The sequence below is a fragment of the Mycobacterium sp. genome (assembly GCF_035499775.1).
In the GTDB taxonomy this organism is placed as follows: Bacteria; Actinomycetota; Actinomycetes; order Mycobacteriales; family Mycobacteriaceae; genus Mycobacterium.
This window is the reverse complement of the sequence record NZ_DATJYB010000129.1, coordinates 1-16,203: the sequence shown is the minus strand read 5'-3', so window position 1 is coordinate 16,203 and position 16,203 is coordinate 1. Positions and strand designations below refer to the sequence as shown.

14 protein-coding genes are annotated in these 16,203 nt (G+C 67.2%); 7 read left to right on the top strand and 7 right to left on the bottom strand.

Translation table 11 applies throughout. The features are described from left to right. The coding region (locus tag VML93_RS09260) for an acetyl-CoA C-acetyltransferase (RefSeq protein ID WP_325609892.1) at positions 1-988 on the top strand (988 nt) is incomplete at its 5' end. A gap of 181 nt (positions 989-1,169) precedes the next feature. On the opposite strand, the gene VML93_RS09255 is transcribed toward VML93_RS09260, so the two are convergent. After that, positions 1,170-2,009, bottom strand: a complete 840-nt coding sequence (locus VML93_RS09255) for a Bax inhibitor-1/YccA family protein (RefSeq protein ID WP_325609890.1) — start codon at positions 2,007-2,009, stop codon at positions 1,170-1,172. Positions 2,010-2,250: 241 nt separating this feature from the next. Here VML93_RS09255 and VML93_RS09250 point away from each other — a divergent pair, with 241 nt between their 5' ends. The 3 genes from VML93_RS09250 to VML93_RS09240 are packed head-to-tail and all read left to right on the top strand — an operon-like array spanning position 2,251 to position 5,834. After that, positions 2,251-3,297: an enoyl-CoA hydratase/isomerase family protein gene (locus VML93_RS09250; RefSeq protein ID WP_325609888.1), complete on the top strand. Its 1,047-nt coding sequence runs from the start codon at positions 2,251-2,253 to the stop codon at positions 3,295-3,297. 12 nt (positions 3,298-3,309) lie between these two features. Beyond that, on the top strand, positions 3,310-4,086 hold the full coding sequence (locus VML93_RS09245) for an enoyl-CoA hydratase (RefSeq protein WP_325609886.1): 777 nt from the start codon (positions 3,310-3,312) through the stop codon (positions 4,084-4,086). Beyond that, positions 4,083-5,834, top strand: a complete 1,752-nt coding sequence (locus VML93_RS09240; RefSeq protein WP_325609884.1) for an alpha/beta hydrolase — start codon at positions 4,083-4,085, stop codon at positions 5,832-5,834. Before VML93_RS09245 ends, VML93_RS09240 begins: the two co-directional genes overlap by 4 nt. Here the strand turns inward: VML93_RS09240 and VML93_RS09235 are convergent, their stop codons facing one another. Both VML93_RS09235 and VML93_RS09230 read right to left on the bottom strand, forming a co-directional pair. Continuing rightward, a complete protein-coding gene (locus VML93_RS09235; protein WP_325609882.1) occupies positions 5,835-6,266 on the bottom strand; it encodes a rhodanese-like domain-containing protein in 432 nt (143 codons plus the stop codon). It lies immediately after the preceding gene. Then, positions 6,266-6,835 carry a cysteine dioxygenase gene (locus VML93_RS09230; protein WP_325609880.1) on the bottom strand — a complete coding sequence of 190 codons (570 nt, stop codon included), beginning with the start codon at positions 6,833-6,835 and terminating at the stop codon, positions 6,266-6,268. Before VML93_RS09230 ends, VML93_RS09235 begins: the two co-directional genes overlap by 1 nt. Positions 6,836-6,948: 113 nt before the next feature. Between VML93_RS09230 and VML93_RS09225 the strand changes: the two genes are divergently transcribed. Continuing rightward, entirely contained in the window at positions 6,949-7,392 is a 444-nt protein-coding gene (locus VML93_RS09225; protein ID WP_325609876.1) for a lipoprotein LpqV, read from the top strand. 95 nt (positions 7,393-7,487) lie between these two features. Beyond that, positions 7,488-8,537, top strand: a complete 1,050-nt coding sequence (locus VML93_RS09220) for a patatin-like phospholipase family protein (RefSeq protein WP_325609874.1) — start codon at positions 7,488-7,490, stop codon at positions 8,535-8,537. Here the strand turns inward: VML93_RS09220 and VML93_RS09215 are convergent, their stop codons facing one another. From VML93_RS09215 to VML93_RS09205, 3 genes are read right to left on the bottom strand one after another with little or no spacing between them, the layout of a single operon-like run. Then, positions 8,538-9,419 (bottom strand): patatin-like phospholipase family protein, encoded by an 882-nt coding sequence (locus tag VML93_RS09215; protein WP_325609872.1) that lies wholly within the window; start codon positions 9,417-9,419, stop codon positions 8,538-8,540. Positions 9,420-9,422: 3 nt separating this feature from the next. Continuing rightward, complete coding sequence (locus VML93_RS09210; protein WP_325609870.1) at positions 9,423-10,292, bottom strand: class II glutamine amidotransferase; 870 nt, start codon at positions 10,290-10,292, stop codon at positions 9,423-9,425. 7 nt (positions 10,293-10,299) lie between these two features. Continuing rightward, positions 10,300-10,773, bottom strand: coding sequence for an SRPBCC family protein (locus tag VML93_RS09205; protein ID WP_325609868.1), 474 nt, complete (start codon positions 10,771-10,773; stop codon positions 10,300-10,302). 443 nt (positions 10,774-11,216) lie between these two features. Between VML93_RS09205 and VML93_RS09200 the strand changes: the two genes are divergently transcribed. After that, a complete protein-coding gene (locus VML93_RS09200; protein ID WP_325609866.1) occupies positions 11,217-11,528 on the top strand; it encodes a DUF732 domain-containing protein in 312 nt (103 codons plus the stop codon). Between the two features lie 246 nt (positions 11,529-11,774). On the opposite strand, the gene VML93_RS09195 is transcribed toward VML93_RS09200, so the two are convergent. Continuing rightward, a complete protein-coding gene (locus VML93_RS09195; RefSeq protein WP_325609864.1) occupies positions 11,775-16,172 on the bottom strand; it encodes a protein kinase in 4,398 nt (1,465 codons plus the stop codon). Positions 16,173-16,203: the final 31 nt, after the last annotated feature.

Below are 16,203 nucleotides of genomic sequence, written 5' to 3'. Positions count from 1 at the left end.
CTTCGACTTCCTGCCCGGAACCACGGTGAACCGGTACTGCTCGTCGTCCCTGCAGACCACCCGGATGGCGTTCCACGCGATCAAGGCCGGTGAGGGCGACGCGTTCATCTCCGCGGGGGTGGAGACCGTGTCGCGATTCGCTAAGGGCAACTCCGACTCCTGGCCGGACACCAAGAATCCGCTGTTCGGCGCGGCCGAGGAACGGTCCATCGCCGCGGCCGCGGGCGCCGACGAATGGCACGACCCGCGCGCCGACGGGAACATCCCCGACGTCTACATCGCGATGGGCCAGACCGCTGAGAACGTCTCGATCATGACCGGCATCAGCCGCGAGGACCAGGACCACTGGGGTGTGCGCAGCCAGAACCGGGCCGAGGAGGCGATCAAGTCCGGCTTCTTCGAGCGGGAGATCATCCCGGTGACCCTGCCGGACGGAAGCACCGTCAGTGCCGATGATGGCCCCCGGGCCGGTACCACCTACGAGAAGATCAGCGAGCTCAAGCCGGTGTTCCGGCCCAACGGCACCGTGACCGCCGGCAACGCCTGTCCACTCAACGACGGCGCCGCCGCGCTGGTGATCACCAGCGACACCAAGGCCAAGGAACTGGGCCTGACCCCGCTGGCCCGCATCGTCGCCACCGGAGTCAGCGGCCTGTCGCCGGAGATCATGGGCCTGGGTCCGATCGAGGCGTCCAAGCAGGCGTTGGCCAGGGCCGGCATGTCCATCGGCGACATCGACCTGTTCGAGATCAACGAGGCCTTCGCGGTGCAGGTGCTGGGCTCAGCCCGCGAGTTGGGCATCGACGAGGACAAGCTGAACGTGTCGGGCGGCGCGATCGCGCTGGGCCACCCGTTCGGCATGACCGGCGCCCGTATCGCCACCACGCTGCTGAACAACCTGAAGACCCACGACAAGACCTTCGGTCTGGAAACCATGTGCGTGGGCGGCGGCCAGGGCATGGCGATGGTGCTGGAGCGACTCAGCTAGTTCGCGTCTGCGCCGTTGACCCCACCCCCGTTTGGTGGCGCCGAGACTGCATACAGATCGCGATTCAGCACCGAATCACGCTCTCACCGCAGTCTCGGTGAGCCCGCCCGCACCACCCGCACCACCCAAACAGCAAAAAGCCCCCGCACGTGGCGGGGGCTTTTTGCTGCTGCTCGCGCAGCTAGTTGTTCTGGAAATACCTGAGCAGCTGCAGGATCTCGACATACAGCCAGACCAGCGTCACGGTCAGACCCAATGCGATACCCCACGCCGCCTTTTCGGGCGCTCCCGCGCGGATCATCTGATCGGCCGCGTCGAAGTCGACCAGGAAGGTGAACGCCGCGATGCCGATGCACACCAGCGAGAAGATGATGGCGAGCGGACCGCCGTCACGCAGCGGACCCGCGCTATGGCTGAAAAAGCCCATGATCAGGTTGCCGATCATCAGCACCAGCACACCGATCATGGCGGCGAACAGCATCCGGGTGAACTTCGGCGTGACGCGGATGGCGCCGGTCTTGTAGACGACGAGCATGCCGGCGAACACGCCGATCGTGCCGAGAATGGCCTCGGCGATCAGGGCGCCTGCGTTGACATGGCTCGCTCTGCCGCCGACGGTGAAGTGGGCCGCCAGGAACGAGAACGTGCCGAGCAGCAGGCCTTCCAGCGCAGCGTAGGACAGCACGATGGCCGGGTTGTTCTGCATACGGCCGAAGGACGCGACCATCACCAGGATGAAACCGCCGATCCCGCCGACCATGGCCAGCGGCAGGGCCAGGGCGAGGTTGGTGGCCGTGATGAAGTACGACACGACGGCCACGGTCGACAGCAGGGCCAGCGTGATGCCGGTCTTGGTGACGACGTCGTCGATGGTCAGCGGACGGGAGGCCTTCGCCTCCTGGTAGGGGGCGTAGGGGTTGGCTTGATACGCCTGCATCTGGGCCGCGCCAGTGCCAAACTGCGCGTATCCGCCCTGCTGCTTGGGCAGCGAACGAAATACCGGGTTACTTGTCTCCCGCACTGTCGGATCCTCTCTTGTGGCTATGGCTCGAGCCGTGCGAACACCTGCTCAACGATCAGTGACCTGTCCCGGTTCCCAGCGGAGCTGGTGTTTTCTCGACAATCCGCGATTCGGCTCCAATCGTCCGGACCACGATAAACCTTACCCACCGCGGGCGAGCGAGTCACTGACGATCTAGATTGCTGGTCAAGTCTTAAGCAGCATTTCCAGGAGCCGATACCGGCGAGGGGAGACCAAAGCCGTGACTGAGGCGGTAACCGGCGAATCCGACGAGGTCCTGACCCGGGTCGACAACGGCATCGGGTTTGTGACACTCAACCGTCCCAAGGCGATCAACTCGCTCACCCAAACGATGGTGGACCTGCTGAGCACCGTCCTGATCCGTTGGGAACGCGACGACGAGGTGCGTGCGGTGGTGCTGTCCGGGGCCGGCGAGCGCGGACTGTGCGCCGGCGGAGACATCGTCGCGGTCTACAACAGCGCCCGCGAGGGCGGTGCCGAGGCGCGACGGTTCTGGCGCGACGAGTATCTGCTCAACGCCCTGGTCGGCCGATTCCCGAAGACGTACGTGTCGGTGATGGACGGCATCGTGATGGGCGGCGGCGTCGGCGTCAGCGCACACGCCAACACCCGAGTGGTGACCGACACCTCGAAGATCGCGATGCCCGAGGTCGGCATCGGCTTCGTTCCCGACGTCGGCGGGGCTTACTTGCTGTCCCGGGCGCCAGGTGCGCTGGGGTTGCACGCCGCACTGACCGGTGCGCCGTTCTCCGGCGCCGACGCCATCGCGCTGGGCTTCGCCGACCATTACGTGCCGCACAGTGAAATCGACGCGTTCACCCGGGCGATCGCCGCCGACGGCGTCGCCGGCGCACTGGCCGCCCATGCCGTCGAGCCGCCGCCGAGTGAGCTTGTGGCTCAACGTGAATGGATCGACGAGTGCTATTCGGGTGACACCGTAACCGATATTGTCGCTGCGCTGCGCGGACACGGGGGACCCGCTGAGGACGCCGCGAACCTGATCGGCACCCGCTCCCCCACTTCGCTTTCGGTGGCGTTGGAAGCGGTGCGTCGCGCCGCCAAGTTGGACACGCTGGAAGATGTGCTGATCCAGGACTATCGGGTGTCTTCTACGTCGTCGCGCTCACACGATCTGGTGGAGGGCATCCGCGCGCAGATAATCGACAAGGATCGCAACCCGAAATGGTCCCCGGCGACGCTCGCCGAGGTCACCGTGAATGCAGTCGCAGAGTATTTCGCACCCGTCGAGGACGACTTGAGTTTCTAGAAAGGTACGTCTATGACCTACGAGACCATCCTGGTCGAGCGCGACAACCGCGTCGGCATCATCACGCTCAACCGGCCCGAGGCGCTGAACGCGCTCAACAGCCAGGTGATGAACGAAGTGACCAGCGCCGCAACCGAATTGGATAACAATCCGGACATCGGGGCGATCATCATCACCGGCGCGGGCGGCAAGGCCTTCGCAGCGGGCGCCGACATCAAGGAGATGGCCGGGCTGAGCTTCGCCGACGCGTTCGGCGCCGACTTCTTCGCCCCGTGGGGCAAGCTGGCCGCCGTCCGCACCCCGACGATCGCCGCGGTGGCCGGGTACGCGCTGGGCGGTGGCTGCGAGCTGGCGATGATGTGTGACCTGCTGATCGCCGCGGACACAGCGAAATTCGGTCAGCCGGAGATCAAACTCGGCGTACTGCCCGGCATGGGCGGCTCGCAGCGGCTGACCCGGGCCATCGGCAAGGCCAAAGCCATGGACCTGATCCTGACCGGACGCAACATCGATGCCGCGGAAGCCGAACGGAGCGGCTTGGTTTCGCGGGTGGTGCCGGCCGACGAGTTGCTGAACGAGGCCAAGGCCGTCGCCACCACCATTTCGCAGATGTCGCGGTCGGCGGCCCGAATGGCCAAGGAGGCCGTCAACCGGGCTTTCGAATCCACCTTGTCCGAGGGACTTCTCTACGAACGCAGGCTGTTTCACTCGGCCTTCGCGACCGATGACCAGTCCGAGGGCATGGCGGCATTCGTCGAGAAGCGGCCGCCGAGGTTCACCCACCGATGAGCGAGAGCCCCGCCCCGGACACAGTCGAACCGGCCGCGGAGAAACCGGCCGAAGCCGCACCCAGCCCGAAAGCCTCTGAGCCACAACCGAAGCGCAACGCGTGGTGGGTTCGCCGTTACACCTTTACCGGCACCGCGGTCGGCCTGATCTTAATCTGGTTCTCCATGACGCCGTCGCTGCTGCCGCGTGGTTCGTTATTCCAGGGGCTGGTCAGCGGACTCTCCGGGGCCATCGGGTATGGCCTGGGCGTCTTCGGCGTCTGGCTGGTCCGCTACATGCGCACGAAGGATTCCAGCCCGCCGGCACCACGCTGGGCATGGGCGGTGCTCATCCCGGTCGGCACGGTCGGCATGGTCCTGATGGCGATCTGGTTCCACGTCTGGCAGGACCAGGTGCGCGACCTGATGGGCGTGGAACACCTGGAGTGGTACGACTACCCGGTCGCCGCGGTCCTGTCGCTGGTGGTGTTGTTCACCGTGGTCGAAATCGGCCAGCTGGTCCGGCGCCTGGTCGTCTTCCTGGTGGGGCAGGTCGACCGGATCGCACCGTTTCGCGTCTCGGCGGCCATCGTCGTCACCGCGCTCGTGTTTCTGACGATCACGCTGCTCAACGGCGTGGTCATCAAGTACACGATGCAAAAGCTGAACAACACCTTCAACTCGGTGAACGAGGAGGGCAAGGCCGAGAGCGAGGCGCCGAAAACCCGGCTGCGATCGGGTGGCCCGGAGTCGAAGGTGAAATGGGAGTCGCTGGGTCATCAGGGCCGCATCTTCGTCCACGCCGGTCCGAGCGTCGACAAGCTCACCGCGTTCAACGGCACCCAGGCTGTCGAACCGATCCGGGCATACGCGGGGCTGAATTCCGCGGACGGCATCGCGGCGACCGCCGAGACGGCCGCGGCCGAATTGGAACGCACCGGCGGACTGCAGCGCGCCGTCGTCGCGGTCGCCACCACCACCGGCACCGGCTGGATCAACGAGGCCGAGGCCGACGCGCTGGAGTACATGTACAACGGCAACACCGCGATCGTGAGCATGCAGTATTCGTTCCTGCCCAGCTGGCTGTCCTTCCTGGTGGACAAGGAGAACGCGCGTCGGGCCGGCCAGGCGCTGTTCGAGGCGGTCGACAAGCGGGTCAGGCAGCTGCCCGAAGGGCAGCGCCCGAAGCTCGTCGTCTTCGGCGAGAGCCTGGGATCGTTCGGCGGCGAGGCGCCGTTCATGAGCCTCAACAACATCCTCGCCCGCACCGACGGCGCGCTGTTCAGTGGCCCGACGTTCAACAACACCGTCTGGCTGCAGCTGACGGCGACCCGCGATCGCGGCTCGCCGGAGTGGCTGCCGATCTTCGACAAAGGCAACAACGTCCGGTTCGTCGCTCGCCCAAGCGATTTGGAGCGCCCGATCCCGTCCTGGCCGGGCCGGCCGAAAGTGGTTTATTTGCAACACGCTTCGGATCCGATCGCGTGGTGGACGCCGGACCTGCTGTTCGCCAGACCGGACTGGCTGCACGAAAAGCGGGGTTACGACGTGCTGCCCCAGACGCATTGGATCCCGCTGGTGACGTTCCTGCAAGTCTCGGCCGACATGGCGGTGGCCGTCGATGTCCCGGACGGGCACGGGCACAAGTACGTCGCCGACGTCGCCAACGGCTGGGCCGCGGTGCTCTCACCGCCCGGCTGGACGCCGGAGAAGACCGCCAAGCTGCGGCCGCTGCTGCACCCCGATGCCGACGCCGGCAGCAGCGGGTAGCTAAATCCAGCGACGACCGGCGCCGCTGTCGGCCAGCAGCCCAGGTGATCCACCGGCCAGCTGGTCCAGCACCCCGGCGCCGGCCAGCGCGTGGTAGCCGCCGATCACGTCGGTGGCACGGTGCAGGCCCAGGTCCAGCAGTGCCGCGGCGGCCAGGCTGGAGGTATAGCCCTCCGAGCACACGATGACCCATTGGACGTCGTCGCCCACCGCCTCGGGCAGCCGGGCGTCACCGGTCGGGTCGCAGCGCCATTCCAGGACGTTGCGTTCGATCACCAGCGCGCCGGGCACCGCGCCCTCGCGAAACCGCTGGGCCTGCGGCCGGATGTCGACGAGCACCGCGCCGCGGCGCAGTGCGTCGGGCACCTCGGCGGCGGGCAGGCGGCGATACCGGCTGCGCGCGGCGGCCAATACCCGGTCGATGCGACTCATCAGGGTCCCTCCGGTTGGTCGGTCAATTCGGTGCGCTGACGGCGCAGCGTATTGCGGTCGGTGACTTGGTAGTACGACATTGCTGTCAACGGCGGCGAGTAGGCATGCACGCTCAGGGTCGGCTGCAACGGCGCGGCAATCGCACCTGAAGCCGAAACCGGACGCGGCGCCCACACCACATCGTGCACCCAGCCCAGCGGAAAACCGGCCTGATCGCCGGCGTCGAGGCGGCGGCGCCGCAATCGCCTTCCGTCCCAGCGGAATTCGTTGAGGGAGCCGGACAGCACGGTCAGCGCACCCAGTGACCCGCCGTGGTCATGCAGTTCGGTCGAGCGCCCGGGGACCCAGCTGATGAGCCAGAGATCCAGTTCGTCGTCGCCGCGGATGCGGGTGAACCAACGCTCGTCGGGCGGCACGCCGCCCTCGGGCAGCAGGTGGTCGCACCGTCCGCTCAGCACGTCGTCGGCGGCCTGGTCGGTGGCGTTCAGCAGGTCGGGGACGCGCAGCCGGGTAGGTCCGGACGACGGGGTTGAAGGGATCAGTGGGCGCAGCGCAACGGGTGAAGACATTCGGGGAGCTCCAGGGTGAACGGATTGGGCAAGCGGCGGCGCGTCAGGGCCGACAACACTCGCAAAATCCGAACCGCTCCATCACGCCCGTCAGTGTTGCATAGATTGAAACCGTGCACTGGTGCCATTACCGCCCGCTGCTGTGCGGCACGGTGGTCGTCGCCGCCGCTTTGTCGGTGGCCCTCGCGGGCTGCTCGCGCGACGTGAGCGGCCGGGCCACCCCGGCCCACGAGCAGTCGTGGGCGGCGGCGGGCGGCCCGGGTTCGGTGCCGCCGGAAGCCATCGGCGTCTCCCCTGCCGGTGTCACGACCAGAGTCGACGTCCCCGCGGATTCGACCGAGGAGGAGTATTTCCAGGCCTGTCACGCCGCAAAACAGTGGATGGAGGCCCAACCCAGGACCGGTGAGTCAAAACTCGAGCCGTACCTGGCGATGGTTCAGACGTCGCCGTCCGGCAACGCCGGAACCTGGAACACGCGGTGGGTGGATCTGACCCCGGCGCGGCAGGCGGCCGTGATCACCGCCGCGCGGGCAGCGGCCAACGACGAATGCGGCTGAGGGCCCGTTTCGCAGTGCCAGGTAATTGCGATCCGGGTGCACAAAATTACTGCCCCGAGCTGATGACGGCAGTTTTCGCCGCGCAAAATGAACAGATGCCTGGCGGACGGGGGTCATCACCAATTCGGGTCGCGCTGGCGCTCGGCAGCGGCGGCGCCCGCGGTTACGCCCACATCGGCGTTCTCGAGGTGCTGCGGGAACGCGGCTACGACATCGTCGGGATCGCCGGCTCGTCGATGGGCGCGGTGGTCGGCGGGGTGCAAGCGGCCGGACGGCTGGACGAACTGTCCGACTGGGCCAAGTCTTTGACTCAGCGCACCATCCTGCGGCTGCTGGACCCGTCGATCACCACCGCCGGTGTGCTGCGGGCCGAGAAGTTCCTGGACGCGGTGCGCGACATCCTCGGCCCGATCACCATCGAGCAGCTGCGAATCCCCTACACCGCGGTGGCGACCGACCTGTTGGCCGGCAAACCGGTGTGGTTTCAGCGCGGCCCGCTGGACGAGGCCATCCGCGCGTCCATCGCGATACCTGGGGTGATCGCCCCGCACGTGGTCGACGGACGCCTGCTCGCCGACGGCGGCATCCTGGACCCGCTGCCGATGGCGCCGATCGCCGCGGTGAACGCCGACCTGACCATCGCGGTGAGCCTGAGCGGCAGTGAGGTCGGCGACAGCCGCGACGCCGAGCCGGGCCTCACCGCCGAGTGGTGGAATCGCATGGTGCGCGGCACCTCGGCGCTGTTCGACGCCACCGCCGCCCGGTCGCTGCTGGACCGGCCGACGGCGCGAGCGGTGTTGAGCCGGCTCGGCGCGGTGGTCCCGGAAGCGGAGTCCTGGCCGGAAACCGACGACACCGGGCCGCCCGCTGAGGATGACATGCCTGACCTGCCCAAGCTGGGCAGCTTCGAGGTGATGAACCGCACGATCGATATCGCTCAATCCGCGCTGGCGCGCCACACGCTGGCGGCCTACCCGCCCGACCTGCTGATCGAGGTGCCCCGGTCGACCTGCCGGAGCCTGGAGTTCCACCGGGCGGTGGAGGTGATCGCCGTCGGCCGTGCGCTGGCCACGAGTGCTCTGGACGCCTTAGACGCCCGCGAGGCCGAGGACGACAGCGACGCCCAGCCCGCGATCGAGGGCTGATCACACACCTAAGAACCGAGCGACCGCGGCCGCTTCGCGGCGGCCCTGCCGGCGTCCGGCCGACGCCGATCTGGGGCGGCAGCGCGGATCCAGGGCGTTCGGACCGAAGGCGGTCAGCGAGTCGTCGTCGGCGTACACGGTGAACGCAGCCCGCCCGGTGCTGGCGAACGCGGCGATCTCGGCGGCCGGCCCGGGACCGAACGGCGCCGGAGTGTCCGCGCCGGCGGGCACCAGGACCACCGCCGAATCGCAGTCGTCGGCGACGTGGATGTTGACGGCGCTGGCCACCCCGCCGTCCATGTAGCGCCGGCCCGCGATGGTAACCGGCGGCCACGCCCCGGGCACCGCACAACTGGCCGCCACCGCGTCGACGAGCTCGACACCGGAGTCGCGATCGAAGACGGCGAGTTCACCGGTGACGATGTCGATCGCGGTGATCCGCAGAACCCGGTCGGACCAGTCGTGTGACGGCAACCGCTGCGCGATCACCTGGCGGCGGACGTCCTCGGGGCGCGTTTCGGTTGTCAGCGCCACTGACCCGATCTGTTGCATCCGCCGCCGCATTCGGTTCGTTTTGTCCCCTGGCGGTGGATCAGCCAGCGCTGCCAGGAAAAGCTCGGTGATGGTGTCGATGTCGACGCCGGGATCCAGCTCGGCCGACGTCTCGGCGAGTTGCCGGTCGAACAGCACGTCAAGTGTGCATCCGCTGCTGATCTGCGCGGCCACCGCCGACCCGGCCGACGTCCCGACCAGCACATCAGAATCCAGCAGCAGCCGCGCCGCCGCCGGTGACTCGTCGGCGATCCCGCGCAGAATACCTGTCTCCCAAGCGATTCCCGCCAATCCACCGCCGGCCAGCACCAGCCCTCGTCTGGTGGCCATGGCTTAGTGCTGCGCCCGCTGGGCCGCCGGGCTGAGATCCTCGGGGCGCAGGAGCTGCTCGGGCGGGTCGGGCAGCACCAGGCTTCGCGAGATCTGCAGCGCGCCTTGGGCTTCGGAGACGTGGACCAGCTCTCCCGAGGCGAGCAGGCTCCAGCCCGGGTCGTCGTCCATGCGTTCGGTGGCGAACACCACCGACCGCCGGGTGCACAGGTGCTCGGACGTCGCGTGGATTCGCTTGGTGCGCAAGTCGAATTCGGGATCGGGCGCTGTCTGCGGGTGGCGGTCCAGCAGGTAGAGCTGGTGGGTGTCCGGGTAGCGCAGCGCCCACATGTCGGTGGCCGTGCTCAGCAAGATGTTGACCGCGAAGATCGGCACGTTCGCCGCCAGCCACGTCACGGCGTCGACCAAACCGGTGGTCACGTCGCCGTCACGGGCGCGGACCGAACCGCTGATCAAGGAGAAGACCCGCTCGGAATCGGTCTGGCCCAACACCAGGTCCTCGGTGCCGACCTCGCGCAGCCGTGCGTCGATCGCATCGAGGCCCTCGAGCACGCCGTTGTGCGCGAAGATCCGGCCGTCCTGCAGGAACGGGTGGGTATTGCGGATGTCGAGCGATCCCGTCGTCGCATAGCGCACGTGGGCGATGAAGGTGGTGCCCGTCAGCTGGTGGGCTTCGGTGGCGAAGTCGGCGTCCTGCCATGCCGCTATCGGCTCCTTGTGCAGCTGTGGTCGGCCGTTCTCGTCGAAGACGCCCAGGCCGGTGCCGTCCGGGTTTCTCCGGCTCTGCTCGGACAGGCTGTCGGGGGCATCCAGCAGCCAGAACGTCGCGGTGCAAACACGCCTACCGGCGTGCAGGCCGAGCAGTCGGCACATACCGAGGTCAGCCCACCAATTGGTCGGACAGGTTTTGCAGCGTCCCGCGGGCGTAGCCCTTCCACATCGCGCCGAACGCCGGTAGCAGCGGCGCGACCAGACCCGACTTGGCATGGATGGTCCACTGCCAGGTCACCAGGGTGCCAGTGCCCGCGGGGGCGAAGCTCCACTTGCCGTCGACCGAGCTGACCAGGGCGGCCATTGGGCCCTTGACCCCGGACAGCGTGTAGGCGAAGGACCCCGGCGGGTCGACGCTGGTCAGCTCCTCGTCCACGCTGCCGCCACCGACCATCGTGATGACGCGGGTCTGGCCCGCCGCATCCCAGTCACCCGTTTGATCGCGGACTTGCTTGATCGGCGGGAACGGCCCGTACCAGTGCGAGCAGATCACCGTCAGAGGTATGGGCAGCGTTTTGGCGAACGCTTCCTCCACGGTGACGGGTATTGCCCGCGATTGTGCGACGACGATGGACCTGGCCATGGCAACTCCGGGGATGTCAGGATAGCGGCAGAGTGGTACGAACTCTAGCCGCCGCAAGTGAATTCGTGCATAGCGGGAGAGCACATACAGGGGCCGCCATCAGCCGGCAGCTTCACCACCCGATCGTGGGCCACGCCGACGTGGACGTTGCCCGCAGTGTCTACTGCAGACCCGTGAGTTTGCTCAGACCGGAAAACGGCAGCTGGCTCCGGGTATCCGAACCAGTGGCCAACTTCACCATCGAGAGGCCATCTCTGGACTGTCCTGCCGAAGGGCGAATTCGTGCGCGCCGGGCGGTCGTCTTGAGGTTTTCCTGAGATCCCGACCTGATATTGCGTTGTGTGTTGATGAACGGCGCGGAGGGGCCGTGCCGGAAATCTGCTCAGTCCCAGCCGGTCACCCGGTCGCCGTAGAACGGCACCTCAAGACGAGAGGAAGTCCTCATGGGCGCAACACGAATCGACTCCCGACGGCTGGCGATGGCGCTACTTATTTGTTGCGGACTCATCGTTTCCGGCCTTGCATCAGCCAAAGCCGACACCGACCCGTCGGTACAACACTATGTTGACAGCCAAGGCAGGAGCATCTGCTCGAACCTGGCGGAGGGTCCCACCACCGGGGCTGTCCACGGCACAGTGGATGGCACCCAGTTAGCGGGTGGCTTCACACATCTTCAGGCCGTCGAAATCATCCGATTGTCGGTTCAGCGTTATTGTCCTGAATACGTGCCGCTGGTTAAGCAGGCCGGCTACTAACAACAACTCACTCGATCATTTCTGACGATCGACGCAGATGATTCGACAACCACGCCGGCGGCCGACCCGGGATCTGAATTCACCGTCACCATCAGGCACCAGCAGGTCCTGTCGAACGACAAATTCGTGGCGCGGTGGGGTGCGCTGCTGGGAATGTCGAGAAACCGCGACTGCTCGAGCAACTCAAGGCACAGCAACGCCAAACCGCCCAGATGCGGCGAAGCCAGGGACGTTGATCAGCAGCAACTAGCCTTCGGGGTGGACTGCCAAGAGTTGCCCGAACGGGTCGCGTTGTCCGCCAACCAAATCCGACAACGACCGCAGCCTCCTGTCCTCGATGGTGAGCGGGTCGGGAATGTGTGCATTGTCGAGCAGGGCGTCCACCGTCCGCTGCAGCATCCGCTGCTCGTTGCGGAGGATCGGGAGGGGAGCCACGAGGTCTTTGAGCCGTTTGGACCGCGTGTTGTGTATGAGCAGTTTCTCGTAGAGGTAGGCCAGGTCCGACTTCAAGACCTTCTTGTCGTCGCGATAGGCCATCCCACGCAACTGCGGGGTGGCCACCGGCACGGCGTCCAACACCACGGCCGGGGGCGCCATGCCGACGGATTCGACGGCGGCACCGGGGTCGACCGCCGCCAGTATCGTCTGGATCGCCTGCGCACCCCAGCCGCCGGAAAAGTATGCGCCATAGCGCATCACGAGCTCGTCGAACAAATCCGGGTCCCGGATCAGCTGTTTTTCGTCAAGCCCGAGGAAGGTGTGCCAGAGCTCGTCCAGGCGAGCCGGCTCGTGGCTGTCGCGGAGATCGACGACCCGCTGCCGCTCGGCTGCCATCTCGGCCGTCAGCCTCGACAGGTCCGCCTCACGACGGACCGCGTCCACCGACGCGATCACGGCTGCGGCGTAGTCGACGACCGCCTCCAAGTCGTTTTGCGGCATGTCGATCAGCAGTGCCACCGCACTGGATTCACCCGACATGTCGCTGCCGAAATCGGGTCGCCAGGGGCGCCGGTAGCACCAAAGGTGCAGGACTGGGACCGCCAGCTCAATGTGGCCCAGCCCGCGGCGACGCATTCTCGCCGCCGGCTCCCTGACGCGGCACGCCGGACACACCTCGAATCCCAGATTTGTGCCACAGCCGCATTGCCATGGCTGAAGCGGGCCGAAGATCTCCTCGCAGAACAACCCCCCCGGCACCGCCGCGAAGGTGCCATCAGCGGGGCGCCGCCGAAGATCGACCGTCTCAGAACTCCGCACTTCGCCGCGTGACCGGCGACGAATCTGGTCGCTGGTCACCAGGCCGAAAGGCAGATCCGCGACCGTCTCAGAACTCCGCAGTTCGCCGCGTGACCGGCGACGAATTTGGTCCCTGGTCACCAGGCCGAAAGGCAGATCCGCGACCGACACCGTCGCCGCCTCTGCCGCGGACTCGCCGGCGCCGAACTCGTAGTCCCACTCCAGCTCCCACACCCGAATCGTGTTGTCGCCGCTGCCTGACACCACCACGTCGACGTCGGCGCTCACGGCCACCCAGGCCCCGCTGAACAGGCCTGTGGTGCGGGTGTGACCGCGCAGGGTATGCAGCAACCGCCCACTGCCCACTTCCCATACCCGTAGCGTCGAATCGGTGCCCCCCGAGACAATCAGGCGGCCGTCGGCGCCCATTACCACAGACGTCTGCTGGCCGGCCGCCTCTGCGAGTGTCTGCAGACAGCGACCGGTACTCAGCTCCCAGATCTGAATGCCGTTCTGCCAGCCGCACGACACCGCCGTCAGGCCATCGGCACTCACGGCGAGCGATCTACCCCCGAAACGATCAGTCCAGTAACCCAACTGGCTTCCGTTTCGTGCATCCCAGACACCAACCGCGTCGGACTGACTCCCGCAGACGGCCAGCCTGCCGTCAGGGGTCAACGCCGACGACGTCAGCTTGCCGGATTGGCCGCCGAATGCGTGCAGTAGTTGGCCGGTGCCCACGTCCCACAAGCGGGCGTCGCCGGATCTACCGGTGAGCGCGACGCGACCATCAGCGCTCAGCGCTATCGACCCTAAGAAGGGCGTCGGGGCATGAAGTGTCCGAAGGCACCGCCCGCTGGCGGTGTCCCAGACGCGTGCGCCGTTCTCACCGCCGGAAACCGCCACTTGTCCGTCGGCGCTGATCGCCACCGCAAACACGTGGTCGTGCATAGGGACTGGGAGTCCGGCGTGATCGGTCAGCACATGAAGGCAGCGCCCCGTGGCCACTTCCCACACCCGGACCATCTCGTCCTCCCCGCCGGACACCGCGATCCGTCCGTCTGCACTCAGCGCCACCGACGTGAGCCCTCGGTGCTCGAGAACGTGCAGTTGCCGGGCGGCGGAGTGAGCACTATGTCGTCCGATGCGTGTCACCTGGCGCCATCGGTCCACCAGCTGCGGGTCATGACGGTGTCCGGGCACCTCGCGAGCCGCGCGTAACTTGTCGGCAGCCGCGGCAAACTGGCCGTCGCTGATCAGCCCGTCGACCGTTTCGACGGCCGCGCGCACGAGTGCCGCGTTGTCGACGAGCGTCTGAGAGCTCTGTGGCCGCACGTAGCTCCATCGGCCGATCCATCGCGAATCAGACCCGAGCTCGGCAGCCAGGTGCCACACCCGTACCGTGTGATCGAAGCTGCTCGACGCCGCCGTGCGTCCATCGGGCGTCAGCACCATCGACGAGATCCGTGCCTGGTGGGCGGTGAGGGTGTGCAGGCACCGCCCGGTGGACAACTCCCACAACCTCACGGTGGCGTCCCAACTGGCGGACAGCGCAAACCGCCCGTCGCCGGTGATGGCGACCGAGGTGATGTCCTGCTCATGGCCGGACAGGGTGCCCACGCACCGACCCTGCGCTACGGACCACACCCGTAGCAGCTTGTCGTCCCAACCGCCCGAAACCGCCACCAGCCCATCGGGACTCAGTGCCACCGAGGTGACCCGTCCGGAGTGTCCGGACAAGGTATGCAGGCACTGCCCGGTGTCGGTGTCCCAGACCCGCACCGTCCCGTCGAAGCCGGCGGTAACGGCGAGCTTTCCGGCTGCGCTCACCGCCACTGCAGCGACCGCGTCGGTGTGCCCGGTAAGGGTGTGCAGACACCGCCCGGTGCCGACGGCCCACACCCGTACGGTGTTGTCGCCGCTCGCCGAGAAAGCCAGGCGGTGATCGACGCTGAACAAAACCGACATGATGGTGCCGGTGTGCCCCGTTAGGGTGTGCACGCAGTGGGCGCGCTGAAGGTCCCACACTCGAACCGTCTGATCACTTCCGCCGGAGATGCCCAACCGCCCGTCGAGGCTTACCGAGACGCAGCCGACCGCCGCGGCGGCGCGGGCGCGGCGGTCGGGAAGCTCGGCGGAGTGACACGTCAGCGTGTGCGCAGTCAGACTCTTGTCTCTGAACAGCCGGACCGTTCCGTCGCGGAGGCCCACGACTTTGACGCTCCCATCGGCGTTGACGGCGGCACAGGGATGCGTGCTTGCGTGGCTGACGGTGGGCCGTTCATTGGTTGCCAGGATTCGTCCCTCCCCCGTGGAGAGGTCCCACACCCGCGCGGCGCCATCCTCGCCGCACGACACCGCGGTGCTCCCGTCGGCGCTGAGCTGCACCGACACCACCCACCCGTTGTGGGCCGCCAGCGCGCCAACGGGTTCCACGGTGGCGGACCGGGAGGATCGAGATTCGTTCAGCGCGGCGGCGATATCGGGGTCGAGTGGCGCTCGCTCGGCGGGTGGTTCGAGGAGCTCGCGGGCGGCGTTGACGTCGCCGCGTTCCAGATGTACGGACCCGAGCAGGTAGCCGCATAGGGGGTCATCGGGGTGGCGCGCGCGCATCGCCTGCAGCTCGGCGATGAGTTGAACGTCGGTGATCAGCGCGGCGCGCCAGCGGTGCAGACCGAAGTTGTACACACCCTGCGGGTGGTGCGGGTCGGTGGCCAGGGCTTGTTGCCACAGCCGCTCGGCCTGGTCGGCGCGGCCGATGTCGAGCATTGACAGGGCTTGGTTGTTGAGTCCGTCGGCAAGCAGCTTCGCGGGTTCGGATTTGGGTCGCGGGTACGGCACGCCGGTCAGGAGGTGATACAGCTGGGCGAGTTCGTCGGCGAGTTCGCCCATACGCCGGGCCCGCGTCACCGGATCGGGATCCAGGCAGCGAGTCAGCAACTGCGCCAGAGTATCTGGCATCGCCGGAATCGCGGCGTCCTCGACCCAACTATCCTCGCGAAACGCCGCAAACGCCTCGGCGGCGGCCTGCCCGCGGCCCACAGAGGTCTCGCCAGTGAACATTTCCCACACGCTGATCGCCCACGACCAGGCGTCGGTGGCCCGGGTCAACGGGGCCGGCCGTCCGCCAGTTTTAGCGGTGTGAGCGGCTTGGGCTTGTTCGGGTGAGCAGTACGCCGCGGTCATTCCCGCATAGTCGGCCAGCACACTCACCCCTGGGGCTTCAGCGGCCTTTTCGGCGGCGACCGCACGCGCCTTGGTCGGCCCGAAGTCAGTGACTTTGGCCGTCCAGTCGGCGGTGAGCATGACGTTGAGGGGTTTGACGTCTTGATGCACCAGCCCGCGGCTATGCGCGTAGTCCAGGCCCCACGCGAACTGGATTGCCACATCAAGGATCCGGGGCAGCACCTGCCTACTGCCGCCTTCATACAGTCGACGG

Coding starts and splice junctions, on each gene's coding strand:
- VML93_RS09205 (WP_325609868.1), bottom strand. CDS start 10,773: ATGGCCAGGTCCATCGTCGTCGCACAATCGCGGGCAATACCCGTCACC.
- VML93_RS09215 (WP_325609872.1), bottom strand. CDS start 9,419: ATGGCCACCAGACGAGGGCTGGTGCTGGCCGGCGGTGGATTGGCGGGA.
- VML93_RS09235 (WP_325609882.1), bottom strand. CDS start 6,266: ATGAGTCGCATCGACCGGGTATTGGCCGCCGCGCGCAGCCGGTATCGC.
- VML93_RS09245 (WP_325609886.1), top strand. CDS start 3,310: ATGACCTACGAGACCATCCTGGTCGAGCGCGACAACCGCGTCGGCATC.
- VML93_RS09220 (WP_325609874.1), top strand. CDS start 7,488: ATGCCTGGCGGACGGGGGTCATCACCAATTCGGGTCGCGCTGGCGCTC.
- VML93_RS09230 (WP_325609880.1), bottom strand. CDS start 6,835: ATGTCTTCACCCGTTGCGCTGCGCCCACTGATCCCTTCAACCCCGTCG.
- VML93_RS09240 (WP_325609884.1), top strand. CDS start 4,083: ATGAGCGAGAGCCCCGCCCCGGACACAGTCGAACCGGCCGCGGAGAAA.
- VML93_RS09210 (WP_325609870.1), bottom strand. CDS start 10,292: ATGTGCCGACTGCTCGGCCTGCACGCCGGTAGGCGTGTTTGCACCGCG.
- VML93_RS09200 (WP_325609866.1), top strand. CDS start 11,217: ATGGGCGCAACACGAATCGACTCCCGACGGCTGGCGATGGCGCTACTT.